The sequence below is a fragment of the Amycolatopsis sp. NPDC051716 genome (assembly GCF_040681595.1).
Taxonomy (GTDB): Bacteria; Actinomycetota; Actinomycetes; order Mycobacteriales; family Pseudonocardiaceae; genus Amycolatopsis.
Genome location: NZ_JBFAZA010000014.1, coordinates 74,554 through 89,735, shown reverse-complemented (window position 1 = coordinate 89,735; position 15,182 = coordinate 74,554). Strand labels below are relative to the sequence as shown.

Here is a 15,182-nt window from a genome sequence, read left to right as displayed (position 1 = left end):
ACATGTTATCGTTCCGGGCAATGGCACTGCTCCTTCAGGAGGTCTTCCGTGGGTGAACCGCACGCGCTGGTGACACAGGAGGGGCAGACCCTCGTCGTCACGATGAACCGGCCCGAGGCGCGCAACGCGATCACCGGCGAGATGATGTCGATCATGGTCGAGGCCTGGGACCGGGTCGATTCCGACGACTCGATCCGCAGCTGCATCCTGACCGGCGCGGGCGGCGCGTTCTGCGCGGGCGCGGACCTGAAGTCGATGTCGCGCAACTCGCCGTCGGAGTCGTTCGCGTCGGGCAAGTTCGACCCTTCGCGCATCCCGGGGCTCTTGAAGGGCCGCCGCCTGACGAAGCCCCTGATCGCGGCGGTCGAGGGCCCGGCCATCGCGGGCGGCACCGAGATCCTCCAGGGGACCGACATCCGGGTGGCGGGCGCGTCGGCTCGCTTCGGCGTGTCGGAGGCCCGCTGGGGCCTGTTCCCGATGGGCGGATCGGCGGTGCGGCTGCCGCGCCAGATCCCGTACACGCTGGCCGCGGACATCCTGCTGACCGGCCGTCACCTGACCGCGGCGGAGGCGCTGGCCATCGGCTTGATCGGGCACGTGGTGCCGGACGGTACCGCGCTCTCGCGCGCCTTGGAGCTGGCTGCGCTGGTGAACGCGAACGGGCCTCTGGCGGTGCGGGCGATCCTGCGGACCATGCGGGACACCGAGGGGTTGCACGAGGAAGAGGCGTTCAAGCTGGACTCGCAGTACGGGATCGAGGTGTTCGCTTCGGAGGACGCCAAGGAGGGGCCGCGGGCGTTCTCGGAGAAGCGGAAGCCGGATTTCAAGGGTCGCTGACGGCGCCGAGGCGTAACAAGCCCCGCGCCTGCCGCGAGTTCATCGGCAACAGGTCGTCGATCTGCGACAGGAGGCCGAGTGGACTCGCCTGAGGAACAGGGACGCGAAGGATCGACCGACTTGTCGGCGATCACCGGCGAAGCGAAGTTCGCCGCAGAAATCCTTCTCGCCGAGTACAGAACCCTGCGCGACGAGATCCTCAAGAAAATGGACCACCGAACGTCGATGGTGGTCTGCTCCGTCACCGTGAGTTCCGCGGTGCTGGGCTTCGGCGTCGAACGGGCGAACAGCCCTCTGCTCCTGCTCTCCCCGCTCGTCTCCCTTCTCCTGGGCACGCTCATCGCCTTCCAGAACGCCCAGATCGGGGAGGCTTCCGAGCACATCCGGAACCAGATCGAAGCTCCTCTTCTCGCGACCTACGCCGGTTATCACGGCTGGCACGCCGTCAAGCGAGATCCCAAGTACCGCCTCAAGCAGCGACTGCTTCCCTACCACCTCCCCTTGATCCTGATCGCGGTCGCCCCCGCCTTCGTGGCCATCCCCCTCGCCCTGGCGCACGCGAAACCGCTCGTTTTGACCCTTCCCATCCTGTTCGTCGACCTTTGCCTCCTGGCGGTCTACATCGCGCAGATCGTCAAGCTGCGGGACTTGCTGTGACCCGCCCGGCAACCACACGCGGCCCACTGCCATCGCACTTAGAACACGTTCCTCCGGCCGATGATTGCCTGTCGCGGTATCTTGCCGCCAGAACGAGAACGTGTTTCACTCAACGATGTGACCGAGACACCACTAGCGGCACCGCTGAACGTCGGCTTCGACTACACCCGCTCGACCGGGCCCGTCCTCGGCCGGTTCGTCACCGCGCTGCGTGATCGCCGGATCGAGGGCATCCGTGGCAGCGATGGCCGGGTGCACGTTCCGCCGGTCGAGTACGACCCAGTCACCGCCGAACAGCTCAGCGAGTTCGTGCCGGTCGCCGAAGAGGGGACCGTCGTCTCGTGGTCGTGGTGCCCGGAGCCCCTCGACGGGCAGCCGCTGAGCCGACCCTTCGCCTGGGCGCTCGTGAAGCTCGACGGCGCGGACACCGCCATGCTCCACGCGGTCGACGCCGGCGAGCCCGGCAACATCCACAGTGGACAGCGGGTGCGCGTGCGCTGGGCCGACGAGGTCGTCGGGCACATCCGCGACATCGCCTACTTCCTGCCCCTGGACGCCGAGGACACCACGCCCACCGAGCCCGCTCCCCCGGTCGCCGACCGGGAAGAGGGCGCGCCGGTCAGCGTCGTCATCACTCCGGTGCACCTCAAGTACACGCACTCCGCCTCCCCCGAGGAGAGCACCTACCTGCGCGGGCTCGCCGAGGGGAAACTCATCGGCCAGCGGTGCCCCGCCTGCGAAAAGGTCTACATCCCGCCGCGCGGGGCCTGCCCGACAGATGGCGTGCCGACCACCGAAGAGGTCGAGCTGCCCGACACCGGCATCGTCACCACGTTCTGCATCGTCAACGTCCCGTTCCTCGGCCAGCGGATCAAGCCGCCGTACGTCGCCGCTTACATCCTGCTCGACGGCGCCGACATCGCCTTCCTCCACCTCGTCCTGGGCTGCGCCGCCGAAGACGTCAAGATGGGGATGCGGGTGCGCGCCGCGTGGAAGCCGCGCGATCAGTGGTGGACGTCGCTGGAGAACATCAGCCACTTCGAGCCGACCGGCGAGCCGGACGCGGCTTACGAAACCTTCGCCCACCACCTGTGAGGTCCTGATGCCAGACGTCGCGATCGCGGGCTTCGCGAAGGCCCCCAACGTCCGCGAAACCGCGGGTACCACCAACGGCGTGGAGATGCTCGTCCCGATCTTCGCCGAGGTCTTCGCCCAGACCGGACTGTCCAAAAAAGACATCGGGTTCTGGTGCTCCGGCTCGTCGGACTACCTGGCCGGCCGCGCGTTCTCCTTCATCGCCGCCGTCGACGCGATCGGCGCGTTCCCGCCGATCCACGAGTCGCACGTCGAGATGGACGCCGCCTGGGCGCTGTACGAGGCGTGGCTGAAGATCAAGATGGGCGAGGTCGAGACCGCGCTCGTCTACGGCTTCGGCAAGTCCAGCGCCGGGCAGCTGCGCCGGGTGCTCGCCCTGCAGCTCGACCCGTACGTCGTCACGCCCCTGTGGCCGGACTCGGTTTCGATCGCCGGGATCCAGGCGCGGCTGGGCCTGGAGGCCGGGCTCTGGTCCGAAAAGGACCTCGCCGAGGTGGCCGCGCGCGGGACCGGCAAAGACGTCGCGGAACTCCTCGACACGCCGTACTACGCCGATCCGTTGCGCAAGCACGACATCGCGCCGATCACCGATGGGGCCGCCGTCATCGTCCTGTCCACTGTGGAACGCGCGCGGGAGATCGTCGATCATCCGGCGGTGATCACCGGCATCGAGCACCGCGTCGACTCCCCCGTGCTCGGCGCCCGCGACTTGACGCGAAGCCCGTCCACCGAAGCCGCGGCAAAGGCCCTGGACCTCGACGGCGCCGACCTCGCCGAGCTGCACGCCCCCTTCACCCACCAAGAGCTCATCCTGCGCACCGCGCTCGGGCTCGGCGACGGCGTGAAGATCAACCCCTCCGGCGGGGCGCTGGCCGCGAACCCGATGTTCTCCGCCGGGCTCGCCCGGATCGGCGAAGCCGCGATCCGGATCCACCGCGGCGAATCCCGCAAGGCCGTGGCGCACGCGACGAGCGGCCCGGCCCTGCAACAGAACCTGGTGACCGTGCTGGAGGCCCGATGACCAAGCAGCTCACCGCCGTGCTCGGCACCGGCCAGACGCACCACCGCGCCAAGCGGCAGGACGTCTCGATGCCGGGCCTGCTGCGCGAGGCGATCGACCGCGCGATGACCGACGCCCAGGTGGAGTGGGCCGACATCGACGCCGTCGTGCTCGGCAAGGCCCCGGACCTGTTCGAGGGCGTGATGATGCCCGAGCTGTTCCTCGCCGACTCGCTCGGCGCCAACGGGAAACCGCTGCTGCGCGTGCACACCGCCGGGTCGGTGGGCGGTTCGACGGCGCTGGTGGCGGCGTCGCTCATCCAGTCGGGCGTGCACCGGCGCGTGCTCACCGTGGCCTACGAGAAGCAGTCCGAGTCGAACGCGATGTGGGGGCTGTCGATCCTCCCGCCGTTCCAGATGCCGGTCGGGGCCGGCGCGGGCGGCTACTTCGCACCGCACGTCCGGTCCTACATCCGCCGTTCCGGGGCGCCCGAGCACGTGGGGGCCATCGTCGCGGCGAAGGACCGGCGAAACGGCGCCTTGAACCCCTTCGCGCACCTGCGGCAGCCGGACATCACCGTCGAGTCGGTGCGGGCGTCGCAGATGCTGTGGGACCCGATCCGCTACGACGAGACGTGCCCGTCGTCCGACGGCGCGTGCGCGATGGTGCTCGGCGACGAGGCCGCCGGGGACGCCGTCGAAGGCGGCGCGGCGTGGATCCACGCGACGGCGATGCGCACCGAGCCGACCACGTTCGCCGGCCGCGACCAGGTGAACCCGCGGGCGGGACGCGAGGCCGCGGCCGCGCTGTGGGCCGAGGCGGGCATCACCGACCCGATGTCCGAAGTGGACGTCGCCGAAATCTACGTGCCGTTCTCGTGGTTCGAGCCGATGTGGCTGGAGAACCTCGGTTTCGCCCCCGAAGGCGAGGGCTGGAAGGTCACCGAGAAGGGCGAGACGGCGATCGGCGGACGGCTCCCGTGCAACCCGTCCGGCGGAGTGCTGTCTTCCAACCCGATCGGCGCGTCCGGCATGCTGCGGTTCTCCGAAGCCGCGAAGCAGGTCATGGGCCGGGCCGGGGACTACCAGGTGGACGGCGCGCGCCGCGCGCTCGGGCACGCCTACGGCGGCGGGTCGCAGTACTTCTCGATGTGGCTGGTGGGGTCGGAGAAGCCGAGCTGATCACCGGCGGGAGCGGCGCCAGCGCAGCGCGAGCAGGGTGCCGAGCACCCCGGTGACCACGCCGACCGTGGCGGGCACGGCGATCGGCGGGTCCACCACGACCACCGGCTCCAGCACCACCGGCGCCGGTGGCTGGACCGGCTTCGGGGGTGCGTCCGAGCCCGTCGCGGTCCACGCCGTGACGAACACGAGCAGCCGCGCCACCAGCGAGATGAAGAAGATCAGACCGATGACCGAGCCGAACGCGATCCCGGTCGGCGAGTCGCCGATCAGCCGGAGGTAGAACCCGCCGAGCAGCTTCAGCACCTCGAACCCGACGGCGAGGGCCACCGCGCCGCGGACCGCGCTGCGCACGCCGACCTTCTGCCGCGGCAGCCGGGTGAGCACCCAGAGGAACACCAGCCAGTCCGCGACCAGCGACAACGGCACCGACGACGCCGAGACGAGCTGGTGCCCCCAGCTGGTGTCGTCGAGACCGACGAGGCGGAGCAGGTAGCCGCCGAGGGCGGTGCCGGAGATGGTGAGCGTGAACGACACGAGCAGCGCCGCAGTCAGGCCGAGCAGCGCGAGCAGGTCCCCGAGGATCAGCCGCGGCAGCGACTGGTCCGACCGGTTCTGCCCCCACAGCGCCGTCAGCGAGTCCCGCAGCGCGTTCATCCAGTTCCAGCCGGAGTAGAGGCCGATGGCCAGGCCGACCACCCCGACGCTGGTCCGCTGCTCGACGAAGCCGGTGAGCAGTTCGGTGGCCTTGTCGCCGAGCCCGCCGGGCAGCGTGCTGACGATCGCGTGCACCAGCGTGTCGAGCAGGCCCGGCTGGGTGGCCAGCACGAACCCGGCGACCGACGAGGCGACCATCAGCAGCGGCACCAGCGACAGCAGGCTGAAGTAGGTGATCGAGGCGACGTAGTGGTAGCCGCCGGAATCGATGTAGCGGTTGGTCGCGCGGGCGATGTGGTCCAGCCACCGGTACCGGGCGCGCGCCCGGGCCCAGGGGCTCGGCGCCTTGGGGGAACTCTTCACGAAGACTGTCTACCCAGCCGCGGCCGTCTTCGCGCAGGCAACACGCGGATCAGCCCAGAACGACCAATCCGGATCCGTCGTCGACGGGCAGCGCGGTGTCCGTCGTCGCGAAGATGGTGCTGCCCAGGAAGTCGAGCTCGCCGCCGAGCGTGGCGAGGAAGGCGGTGTCGGCGGCGTCGCGGCCGGTGGAGATCCGCAGCATGGTCTGCCGCGGCGCGAGCCGGGTGGCGTCGAAGACGTACCAGTGCCCGTCGACCGCGGCTTCGAAGACGGCGTGGAAGTCCATCGGCGCGAGCCCGGGCGCGTAGACGCCGACGTAGCGGGCGGGGATGTCGAGGAACCGGCACAGGGTGATGCAGACGTGCGCGAAGTCCCGGCAGACGCCTTCGCCGGCGAGCAGGGTGTCGATCGCATCGTCGGCGGGCCGGCTCGAACCGACCACATAGGACAGTCGCTCGTGGACGTGCCGGACGAGGGCTTCGACCTGTTTCCCGGGGTTTTCGATCCCGAGCAGCTCCGGCGGCACGAGCCCGGCGACGCGATCGGACGGGCAGTACCGGCTCGGCCGGGTGAACACGACGAGGTCGGCGAGTGTGACGGGCTCGGGTTCGGCGTCGGTGAGCACGCGCTCGGCGTGGTAGGTGACCTGGTGCTCGCCGGTGGGCAGGTCGAAGACCTCGGCCCGGGTGCCGTGCGGGAACTCGACGGACCGGCTGTCCCCGTGCCAGGACACGCGGAGTTCCTCGGTGTCGGCGTGCGCCGCGGAGACCGAGATCGCCGCGGGCCCGGGCTGGGTGACACGGATGGCGAACTCGACGTCCACGGTCGCTCGCGAAGGCATCGTCCCATCATGGCATCCCCTGGCAGAATCGCCGCGTGAGCGACATCGTGGTGTTCCACTCAGTGCTGGGGCTACGGCCCGTCGAACTCGGTTTCGCCGACCGGCTGCGGGCCGCCGGACACCGCGTCACCACCCCGGACCTCTACGCCGGCCGCATGGCGGCGACCCTCGAGGAGGGCTTCGCCGTGAAGGATGCCGTCGGCTGGGAGGCCATCACCCGGCGAGCCCGTGATGCGGTGCACGACCTGCCCGGGGAAACCGTGCTCGTGGGTGTGTCGATGGGGGCGGGGGTCGTCGAGACCGTGCTGCCGCACCGGCCCGGCACCGCCGGTGTCGTGCTGCTGCACGCGGTGGGAGCGCTGCCCGCCGGGCACCGCGCGGGCCTGCCGGTGCAGGTCCACGTCGCCGATCCCGACCCGATCGCACCGCCGGCGCAGGTCGCGGCCTGGCGTGAAGCCGCGGCGCGGTCGGGCGCCGAGACCCGGGTGTACACCTACCCCGGCCTCGGCCACTTCTACACCGACGCGGACGGCCCCGACCACGATGTGGCCGGGGCCGAACTCACCTGGGAACGCGTCGCCGCGTTCCTCAGCCGTAGTGCACGGGGTAGTGCTTGATGCCGTTCAGCCAGCTCGACCGCAGCCGGACCGGGGGTGCCGCCTCGGTGATGTTCGGCATCACGTCGGCGATCGCGTTGAAGATCAGGTCGATCTGCAGCCGCGCCAGGTTCGCGCCGATGCAGTAGTGCGATCCGGTGCCGCCGAACCCGACGTGCGGGTTGTCCTCGCGGAGGACGTCGAACTTCTCCGGCTCGTCGAAGACCTCGTGGTCGAAGTTGGCGGAGCTGTAGAACATGCCGACGCGGTCGCCCTGGCGGATGTGCGCGCCGCCGAGCTCGGTGTCCCGGGTGGCGGTGCGCTGGAAGGCGATCACCGGGGTGGCCCAGCGGACGATCTCGTCGGGCGCGGTCTTCGGCCGCTGGTCCTTGAAGATCTCCCACTGGTCCGGGTGGTCCAGGAGGGCCTTCATGCCGTGGGTGATGGAGTTGCGCGTCGTCTCGTTGCCGGCGACGGCGAGCAGGATCACGAAGAAGCCGAACTCGTCGGAGCCGAGCTCTTCGCCGTCGACGTCGGCCTGGATCAGCTTCGTGACGATGTCGTCCATCGGGCACTTGCGACGGTCCTCGGCCATGTTCCAGGCGTAGCCGATGAGCTGGGTGGACGCCTCCAGGGGCGCGACCTCGTACTCGGGGTCGTCGTAGGCGACCATCTGGTTGGACCAGTCGAAGATCTTCAGCCGGTCCTCCTGCGGGATGCCGATCAGCTCGGCGATCGCCTGCAGCGGCAGCTCGCAGGCGACGTCGGTGACGAAGTCGCCCGTCCCCTTCTTCTTCGCCTCGGAAACGATCCGTTCGGCGCGATCCCGCAGCGTGTCCTCGAGCTTCGAGATGGAGCGCGGGGTGAAGCCCTTCGACACGATCCGCCGCAGCTTGGTGTGCTGCGGGGCGTCCATGTTGAGCAGCACCAGGCGGTTCGCTTCGAGGTTGTCCTCGGTCATGTTCTCGTCGAAGCGGATGATGGCGGTCTTCTCCCGCGACGAGTAGAGCGTGCTGTCGCGCGAGACCTCCTTGACGTCCGCATGCCGCGAGACGACCCAGTAACCGTCGTCGCGGAAGCCCGCGGTGTTGTGCTTCTGGGGGTTCCACCACACCGGGGCGGTTCGCCGGAGTTCGGCGAACTCGGCGACGGGTAGTCGCTCCGCCAAGAGATCGGGATCGGTGAAGTCGAACCCGGCGGGGATGAGCGGAGCGGCCACGTTGCCTCCCACGGTTCGTCTTGGAACACGTTCTAAGTTGGATTGAAGCATACGGCGTTAACCAACGGAAGACCGTAAGTGAAACCCGTTTACTTAACCGATGATGCCAGGTGAGCGTGCGCTCACCTGGTGAAGATCAAGAAGGGGTCGCGCCTGCGCGGACTTGCACAAAACGATAACTCGTTCTAGTTTTGGCGGTAGTGAACAGTGTTTCCCGACGGAAGGGACGACATGGGCGTGCCGGTCATCGTCGAAGCCGTGCGAACCCCGATCGGCAAGCGGAACGGGCTGCTGGCCGGCCTGCACGCGGCCGAGCTGCTGGGCGCCGCGCAGCTCGCCCTGCTGGACCGCGCCGGGATCGACCCGGCCCTCGTCGAACAGCTCATCGGCGGCTGCGTCACGCAGGCCGGCGAGCAGTCGAACAACGTCACGCGCACGGCCTGGCTGCACGCGGGCCTGCCCGAGACGGCGGGCGCGACGACGATCGATGCCCAGTGCGGCTCGGCGCAGCAGGCCACCCACCTCGTCGCCGGCCTGATCGCGGCGGGTGCCATCGAGGCCGGTGTCGCGTGCGGGGTCGAGGCGATGAGCCGGGTGCCGCTGGGCACGAACCGGGCCGGCGCTTCACCGCGGCCGTCGTCGTGGTCGATCGACCTGCCCAACCAGTACGGCGCGGCGGAGCGGATCGCGGTCCGCCGCGGGCTGACACGCGAGGACGTCGACGCGTTCGGCGCGGCGTCCCAGCAGAAGGCGGCGGCCGCCTGGGCGGCGGGCCACTTCGACCGCGAGGTGGTGCCGGTGAAGGCCCCGGTCCTCTCCGCCGACGGGGCACTGACCGGGGAAACGCGCTTGGTCGCCCGCGACCAGGGCCTGCGCGAGACGACGGTGGACGGCCTCGCCCGGCTCAAGCCGGTGGTCGAGGACGGCATCCACACCGCGGGCACGTCGTCCCAGATCTCCGACGGCGCGGCCGCCCTGCTCCTGCTGGACGCCGGCCGCGCCGCGGAGCTGGGGCTGCGTCCGCGGGCCCGGATCGTCGCGCAGGCGCTGGTCGGCGCCGAGCCGTACTACCACCTGGACGGCCCGATCCGCGCCACGGAACGGGTGCTGTCCCGCGCCGGGATGACCGTGGGTGACGTGGACCTGTTCGAGGTGAACGAGGCCTTCGCGTCGGTCGCGTTGTCCTGGCAGCAGGTGGTTTCGCCGGATCCGTCCCGGGTCAACGTCAACGGCGGCGCCATCGCCCTCGGCCACCCGGTGGGCAGCACCGGAGCCCGGCTGCTGACGACGGCGTTGCACGAGCTGGAGCGCCGGGACGCGTCGACGGCGCTGGTGACGATGTGCGCGGGCGGCGCGCTGGCCACCGCGTCGATCATCGAACGGCTCTAGCCCGGCAGGTGGGCGTCCACCTCGATCTCGATCTTCATGCGCGGGTCCGCCAGGCCGCACTCCAGCATCGTCGCGGCCGGGCGGACGTCCGCGAACGCCTTGCGCAGCACCGGCCAGCACGGCTCGAAGTCCGCGCGGGAAGGCAGCAGGTACCGGACGCGGACCACGTCCGCGAACGTGCAGCCCGCCTCGGCCAGCGCCGCTTCGATGTTCCGCAGGCACTGGGCGGCCTGCTCGACGACGTCGTCGGAGATGGTCATGACCGCGTAGTCGAAGCCGGTCGTGCCCGAGACATACACGCGGTCGCCGTGCACCACGGCGCGGGCGTAACCGATCTGTTCCTCGAAAGCGGACCCGCTGAGGATCGCTCGCCGTTCCGTCATACCGCGCACATTAGCTTGCGGCCCTTGTGCTTCACTTCGATGCATGATCTCGGAAAGCCGTTGCCCGGTGGAGGACGGTGAGCTCCTCGTCCGCCGCGGCGGCGAGGGCCCGGCACTGCTGCTGATCGCGGGCGGCACCGGATCGGGCGAGGCCTACCGCGCGCTGGCGAAGCAGCTGTACGCGGCGTACACCGTGATCACCTACGACCGCCGCGGCCACTTCGGCAGCACGGACACGACGACCGGCCCGGTCCCGGTTTCCCTGCAGGCGGACGACGCCCTCGCCGTCCTGGACCACGCAGCCGACGGCCCGGCCCGGGTGTTCGGCTCCAGCGCGGGCGCCCTGATCGGCCTCGACCTCGTCGCCCGCCACCCGGACCGCGTGGCGACGCTGGTCGCGCACGAACCCCCGGCGGTCCACCTGATGCCGGACGCGGGCGGCTGGCTCGAAGCGGCGGCGGAACAGGTCCGGCTGGCCCGTTCGGGTGAGCTGATGGCCGCGGTGACGCGCTTCGCGGACGCGATCGCGGGCGCGGCCCTGCCGAACCTGCCGAACCTGCGCCTCCCCCACGAAGCCGAGTGGATCCGGCTGTTCGACCGCGAGCTGACGGAGTTCTTCGACTACCTGCCGGATCTGCGGGCGCTGCGGAAGGCGACCACGGAGATCCTCCCGGTGGCGGGCGAGGGCAGCCGGGGCCGGTACCACTACCAGCCGGCGAAGATCCTGGCTTTGGAGCTGGGCTTGCCGTTTACCGAGCTGCCGGGGTCACACCTGGCGCCGCAGCGGAACCCGGCGAAGTTCGCCGCGGCGCTGAAGGACCTGCTGAGCCCGGAGTCCTGACGGACGACACGCGTGTCCGGGCGGTCGACACGCGTGTCCGGGAGGACGACACGGGGTCAGACGACCCGGATGCCGTCCTTCCAGACCTCCCGGATGTTCGACGCCAGCGCCGGGAAGTCGTACGGGTTCCCGGCCACCACCACGACGTCCGCCCGCAGGCCCGGCGCCAGCCGGCCCAGCTCGCCGTCCAGGCCCATCAAGCGGGCCGACGATGACGTCGTCGCCTCCAGGACGTCGGCCGGGGTCATCCCGCACGCCGCCATCAGGGCCAGCTCCTCGAGGTTCGTGCCGTGCGGTCCTACGCCGCTGTCGGTGCCCATCGCGATCCGGACGCCCGCCGCGTACGCGCGGCGGACCGAGTCCCGGTGCGCCTCCACCACTTCACGCGCCTTCGCCACCACCGCCGCCGGGAGGTCGACGCCCGCGTCGGCCGCGCGGACCACGTTGACCGGGGCGATCAGCGTCGGCACCAGCCAGGTTCCGTGGCCGAGCATCAGCTCGATCGCTTCGTCGTCGAGGTAGATCCCGTGCTCGATCGACCGCGCGCCCGCGCGGACGGCGTTCTTGATGCCCGCCGCGCCCTGGGCGTGCGCCATCACCGGGCGGCCCTGCATCGCCGCCTCCGTCACCAGGACGTCCAGCTCCTCCGGCGTGAACTGCGAATGCCGCGGGTCGTCGCGCGGGGAGAGCACGCCGCCGGTCGTGCACACCTTGAGCACGTCGGCGCCCGCGCGCAGCAGCGTCCGGGCCACCCGGCGCATCTCGTCGGGCCCGTCGACCGTGGTCTCCGGCCGGCCCGGGTGCGGGACCATCAGCGGGACGCACAGCCCCGAGGGGTTCCACGCGTCGCCGTGGCCGCCGGTCGGGCTGATCAGGCCGATCGAGATCTGCAGCCGCGGGCCGGGGATCAGGCCGTCGTCCACCGCCTCCTTGATGCCGAGGTCCGCGCCCGCCGCGTCGCGGACCGTCGTGATCCCCAGCCCGAGGGTCGCCCACAGGTTCCGCGCGGCTTCGTAGAACTGGTAGGAGAACGGCTTCTGCACCCGGGACAGCAGCCCGATGTCCGAGATCGTCACGTGCACGTGGCAGTCGAACAGCCCGGGCAGCAGCACCGTGCCGGTGCAGTCGACGCCCTCGTCGCCGTCCAGGTCCGTGCCGACGTCGACGATCCGGCCGTGCTCGACGACGACGTCGGCCGGTGCCGGGTCCGCGCCGGTGCCGTCGAACACCGAGCCGCCGGTGAACACCGTGCGCGTCACGCCGCCTCCACGAGAGAAGTCCGTCGCGGCACCACCACCGCGGCCAGCGCGAGCACGACGACGTTCGCGCCGAGCCCGACCAAGCCGACGTTGACCGTGCCGACGAGATGGGTGTCCACAAAGGTCAGCCAGAGGACCACGAGCTCGCCGGCGACCAGGCCGGTCAGCACCGGGACCTTGCCGACCGGCACGCGCCGCAGGAACCCCAGCAGGTTGGCCGGCGCCAGCTGGACCGACCCCGAATAGGTCAGCAGCAGCAGGTTGGCCAGCAGGTCCGGCCGGAAGATCCCGAGCACGAGGGCAAGAGTACTCGCGACCACAACCGTGCCGTGGTTGATCCAGAACTGCCGGCGGCCACTGCGGACGCGGACGATGTTGCGCGCCACCAGCGACGAGATGCCGATCAGGATCCCGGCCGCCGGGACCATCGCGGTGGCCGTCGCGGCGACCACGACGATCCCCGTCACCCAGCCGGGCAAGGCGTCCTTCGAGAGCGTCAGCAATACTCCGTTCGGGTCACTCCCTTTGGGTACCACGATGATCGCCGCGAACCCGATCACCATCGGCAGCAGCAGGCACAGCTCGTACACCGGCATCCAGGCGTAGTTGCGCCGCAGCACCTTCGGGTCGCGCGCGGACATCAGCGCCGGCCACGAGTGCGGCAGCGTCATCAGCCCGACGCCGATCGCGCTGACCAGCATGCTCGTCACGAACCAGACGTGATCGTTCGATCCACTATGGACGATCAGCTTCTCCGGGTGCAGCTGCTCGATCTTGTGGAACACCGCGGGAATCCCGCCCGCGAAGTGCGTCGGCACCGCGATGATCAGCACCACCAGCGCGACGAGCATGATCCCGTCCTTGAAGTAGGACGTCGCCGCGACGCCGCGCAAGCCGGCCCACAGCACGAACGCGACCACCAGCACGCTGCCGGCGACCATGCTCAGCGTCCCGGATGCGGTGTCGCCGGTGACCAGCCGGACGATCAGCCCGAGCCCGGTGATCTGCAGCTGCAGGTAGGGCAGCACGAACACGACGCCGAGCACCGCGGACAGCGTCCCGAGCGTCCGGCTGCGGTAGCGGTCCTCGAGGAAGTCGCCCTGGGTGAGGTACCCGCGCTCCTTCCCCAGCGTCCACAGGCGTTTCGCGAGGAAGAACAGCACGACGTAGGCGATCGGGACGTACGGCAGCGCGTACATCGCGGCGACGCCGCCGGAGAAGGCGAGGCCGGCCATGCCGAGGAAGGTGAAGGTGGTGAACACCTCCCCGGCCTGGAGGAACCACATCGTCATGGCGCCGAAGCGGCGGCCGCCGACGGTCCATTCGGCCAGGTCGGCGACGGGTTTGCGCCGCCCGACGAAACCGAGCACGCCGATCAGCACGATGCCCACGAGGGTGAAGGCGAGGATCATTCGCCGTCCTCCCCCGCGCGCATCAGGCGTTCCGAGAGCAGCAGCGCCGGGGTGAACATCAGGCACCAGAACGCGCCCCACACGATCATCCGCGGCAGCCCGAGCCAGAGCCCGGTGGTGTTGACGAACGGCAGGAACGGCATCAGGACCAGGGCGACGACCGGCAGCAGCGGCGGCCAGTGGTAGCTGCGCACCGGCGTCACCCGGCCAGGAGCGCGAGCCGGCGGACGGCGAGTTCGGCCAGCAGCGCGGCGCCGTCGCCGAGCACGCTGTCGTCGAAGCGGGCCCGCGGAGAGTGGTTGTCCGGCGCGCTCGCCGGGTCGCCCGGGCACGCGCCGAGGAAGAGGTACGCACCCGGAACCCGTTCCAGGACCCGGGAAAAGTCCTCCGAACCGGTGATCGGATCGGCCATCTCGGTGAAGCGCTCCTCGCCGAAGACGTCACGGATCGTGCCGGCCACGAAGGCGTAGGCGTCGGCGTCGTTGACCGTCGCGGGGTACTCCGGTTCGAAGGTGACTTCGATGTCGAGACCGTGCGCTTGGGCGATGCCGCGGCAGACCTGCTCCGCGCGCTCGCCCACGCGGGCCGCAACTTCCGGCGAGAACGACCGCAGCGTCGCTTCGAACACCGCGTCGTCCGGGATGATGTTGCGCCGGGTGCCGGCGTGGAACGAGCCGACGGTGATGACGACCGGGTCGAAGACGTCGAAGGTGCGCGTGACCATCGTCTGCAGGGCGGTCACCATCTCGCAGGCCGCCGGGATGGGGTCGCGGGCGTCGTGCGGGGACGAGCCGTGGCCGCCGTCGCCCTTCACCCGGACCTCGAGGGCGCCGGAGGCCGCCATCAGCGTGCCCGGGCGGGCGGTGAACTGGCCCTTCGCGTAGCTCGCGGCCGAAACGTGCAGGCCGTAGGCGGCGTCGACGGGCCTGCCGGACGCCGTCAGCACGCCTTCGTCGATCATGTGGCCGGCGCCGTCCCAGCCCTCTTCGCCGGGCTGGAACATGAAGACGACGTCACCGGGGAGGTCTTGCCGGCGGGCGGCGAGCAGGCGGGCCGCGCCGGCCAGGCCCGCGGTGTGGAGGTCGTGGCCGCAGGCGTGCATGGCGCCGTCGAGGGTCGAGGTGAACTCCTCGCCGCTGGCCTCGGTGACCGGGAGCGCGTCCATGTCGCCGCGCAGGAGCACGGTGCCGCCGGGTTTCGTCCCGCGGAGGACCGCGGTGATCGACGACAGGTTCTTGCCGAGGGTGATTTCGAGCGGCAGGCCGTCGAGGGCGGCGAGCACCCGGTCCTGGGTGCGCGGGAGGTGCAGACCGATCTCGGGGATGCGGTGCAGGTCGCGGCGCAGGGTCTGCAGGTCGGCGAGCATGGCGGCGGCGTCGGAGCGCAGGGTCATGCGCCGATCATGCGAGTGTCGAGCACAATAGCCGGGGAAAATCGCCGAAACCACCGTTT

General features: G+C 70.5%; 16 protein-coding genes. 8 read left to right on the top strand and 8 right to left on the bottom strand.

The genetic code is table 11. From position 1 onward, the window contains the following. The first annotated feature begins 48 nt into the window (after window positions 1-48). From AB0M30_RS20795 to AB0M30_RS20775, 5 genes are all read left to right on the top strand, one after another. Window positions 49-837: a crotonase/enoyl-CoA hydratase family protein gene (locus tag AB0M30_RS20795; protein ID WP_364585807.1), complete on the top strand. Its 789-nt coding sequence runs from the start codon at window positions 49-51 to the stop codon at window positions 835-837. Between the two features lie 78 nt (window positions 838-915). Continuing rightward, complete coding sequence (locus tag AB0M30_RS20790) at window positions 916-1,494, top strand: hypothetical protein (protein WP_364585805.1); 579 nt, start codon at window positions 916-918, stop codon at window positions 1,492-1,494. Between the two features lie 117 nt (window positions 1,495-1,611). Continuing rightward, entirely contained in the window at window positions 1,612-2,589 is a 978-nt protein-coding gene (locus AB0M30_RS20785; RefSeq protein WP_364585803.1) for an OB-fold domain-containing protein, read from the top strand. 7 nt (window positions 2,590-2,596) lie between these two features. Beyond that, window positions 2,597-3,610, top strand: coding sequence for a thiolase domain-containing protein (locus AB0M30_RS20780; protein WP_364585801.1), 1,014 nt, complete (start codon window positions 2,597-2,599; stop codon window positions 3,608-3,610). Next, complete coding sequence (locus tag AB0M30_RS20775; protein WP_364585799.1) at window positions 3,607-4,770, top strand: thiolase domain-containing protein; 1,164 nt, start codon at window positions 3,607-3,609, stop codon at window positions 4,768-4,770. The genes AB0M30_RS20780 and AB0M30_RS20775 overlap by 4 nt, the downstream gene beginning before the upstream one ends. Here AB0M30_RS20775 and AB0M30_RS20770 read toward each other — a convergent pair whose 3' ends face one another. Then, window positions 4,771-5,790, bottom strand: a complete 1,020-nt coding sequence (locus AB0M30_RS20770; RefSeq protein ID WP_364585797.1) for a YhjD/YihY/BrkB family envelope integrity protein — start codon at window positions 5,788-5,790, stop codon at window positions 4,771-4,773. It lies immediately after the preceding gene. A gap of 49 nt (window positions 5,791-5,839) precedes the next feature. Continuing rightward, window positions 5,840-6,631 (bottom strand): transglutaminase family protein, encoded by a 792-nt coding sequence (locus AB0M30_RS20765; protein ID WP_364585795.1) that lies wholly within the window; start codon window positions 6,629-6,631, stop codon window positions 5,840-5,842. 35 nt (window positions 6,632-6,666) lie between these two features. Between AB0M30_RS20765 and AB0M30_RS20760 the strand changes: the two genes are divergently transcribed. Further along, complete coding sequence (locus AB0M30_RS20760; protein WP_364585793.1) at window positions 6,667-7,248, top strand: dienelactone hydrolase family protein; 582 nt, start codon at window positions 6,667-6,669, stop codon at window positions 7,246-7,248. Here AB0M30_RS20760 and AB0M30_RS20755 read toward each other — a convergent pair. Continuing rightward, window positions 7,220-8,446 carry a cytochrome P450 gene (locus tag AB0M30_RS20755; protein WP_364585791.1) on the bottom strand — a complete coding sequence of 409 codons (1,227 nt, stop codon included), beginning with the start codon at window positions 8,444-8,446 and terminating at the stop codon, window positions 7,220-7,222. The genes AB0M30_RS20760 and AB0M30_RS20755 overlap by 29 nt on opposite strands. 231 nt (window positions 8,447-8,677) lie before the next feature. On the opposite strand from AB0M30_RS20755, the gene AB0M30_RS20750 reads away from it, so the two are divergent. Next, window positions 8,678-9,835, top strand: coding sequence for a steroid 3-ketoacyl-CoA thiolase (locus AB0M30_RS20750; protein WP_364585789.1), 1,158 nt, complete (start codon window positions 8,678-8,680; stop codon window positions 9,833-9,835). On the opposite strand, the gene AB0M30_RS20745 is transcribed toward AB0M30_RS20750, so the two are convergent. Then, complete coding sequence (locus AB0M30_RS20745) at window positions 9,832-10,218, bottom strand: RidA family protein (RefSeq protein WP_364585787.1); 387 nt, start codon at window positions 10,216-10,218, stop codon at window positions 9,832-9,834. The two genes, AB0M30_RS20750 and AB0M30_RS20745, sit on opposite strands and share 4 nt — an antisense overlap. A gap of 43 nt (window positions 10,219-10,261) precedes the next feature. On the opposite strand from AB0M30_RS20745, the gene AB0M30_RS20740 reads away from it, so the two are divergent. Further along, window positions 10,262-11,059 (top strand): alpha/beta hydrolase, encoded by a 798-nt coding sequence (locus tag AB0M30_RS20740; protein ID WP_364585786.1) that lies wholly within the window; start codon window positions 10,262-10,264, stop codon window positions 11,057-11,059. 56 nt (window positions 11,060-11,115) lie between these two features. Here the strand turns inward: AB0M30_RS20740 and AB0M30_RS20735 are convergent, their stop codons facing one another. Genes AB0M30_RS20735 through AB0M30_RS20720 form a run of 4 tightly spaced genes read right to left on the bottom strand, consistent with a single transcriptional unit; the run spans window position 11,116 to window position 15,123 of the window. After that, window positions 11,116-12,318 carry an amidohydrolase family protein gene (locus tag AB0M30_RS20735; RefSeq protein WP_364585785.1) on the bottom strand — a complete coding sequence of 401 codons (1,203 nt, stop codon included), beginning with the start codon at window positions 12,316-12,318 and terminating at the stop codon, window positions 11,116-11,118. Further along, on the bottom strand, window positions 12,315-13,730 hold the full coding sequence (locus tag AB0M30_RS20730; protein ID WP_364585784.1) for a sodium:solute symporter family protein: 1,416 nt from the start codon (window positions 13,728-13,730) through the stop codon (window positions 12,315-12,317). Before AB0M30_RS20730 ends, AB0M30_RS20735 begins: the two co-directional genes overlap by 4 nt. Continuing rightward, window positions 13,727-13,924 (bottom strand): hypothetical protein, encoded by a 198-nt coding sequence (locus AB0M30_RS20725; protein WP_103339614.1) that lies wholly within the window; start codon window positions 13,922-13,924, stop codon window positions 13,727-13,729. Before AB0M30_RS20725 ends, AB0M30_RS20730 begins: the two co-directional genes overlap by 4 nt. 5 nt (window positions 13,925-13,929) lie before the next feature. Continuing rightward, a complete protein-coding gene (locus AB0M30_RS20720) occupies window positions 13,930-15,123 on the bottom strand; it encodes a M20 family metallopeptidase (RefSeq protein ID WP_364585783.1) in 1,194 nt (397 codons plus the stop codon). Window positions 15,124-15,182 lie beyond the last annotated feature (59 nt).

Excerpts from the sequence above, each read along its gene's own strand:
- AB0M30_RS20730 (WP_364585784.1), bottom strand. The coding sequence starts at position 13,730 with ATGATCCTCGCCTTCACCCTCGTGGGCATCGTGCTGATCGGCGTGCTC.
- AB0M30_RS20750 (WP_364585789.1), top strand. The coding sequence starts at position 8,678 with ATGGGCGTGCCGGTCATCGTCGAAGCCGTGCGAACCCCGATCGGCAAG.
- AB0M30_RS20720 (WP_364585783.1), bottom strand. The coding sequence starts at position 15,123 with ATGACCCTGCGCTCCGACGCCGCCGCCATGCTCGCCGACCTGCAGACC.
- AB0M30_RS20745 (WP_364585787.1), bottom strand. The coding sequence starts at position 10,218 with ATGACGGAACGGCGAGCGATCCTCAGCGGGTCCGCTTTCGAGGAACAG.
- AB0M30_RS20740 (WP_364585786.1), top strand. The coding sequence starts at position 10,262 with ATGATCTCGGAAAGCCGTTGCCCGGTGGAGGACGGTGAGCTCCTCGTC.
- AB0M30_RS20765 (WP_364585795.1), bottom strand. The coding sequence starts at position 6,631 with ATGCCTTCGCGAGCGACCGTGGACGTCGAGTTCGCCATCCGTGTCACC.
- AB0M30_RS20775 (WP_364585799.1), top strand. The coding sequence starts at position 3,607 with ATGACCAAGCAGCTCACCGCCGTGCTCGGCACCGGCCAGACGCACCAC.
- AB0M30_RS20780 (WP_364585801.1), top strand. The coding sequence starts at position 2,597 with ATGCCAGACGTCGCGATCGCGGGCTTCGCGAAGGCCCCCAACGTCCGC.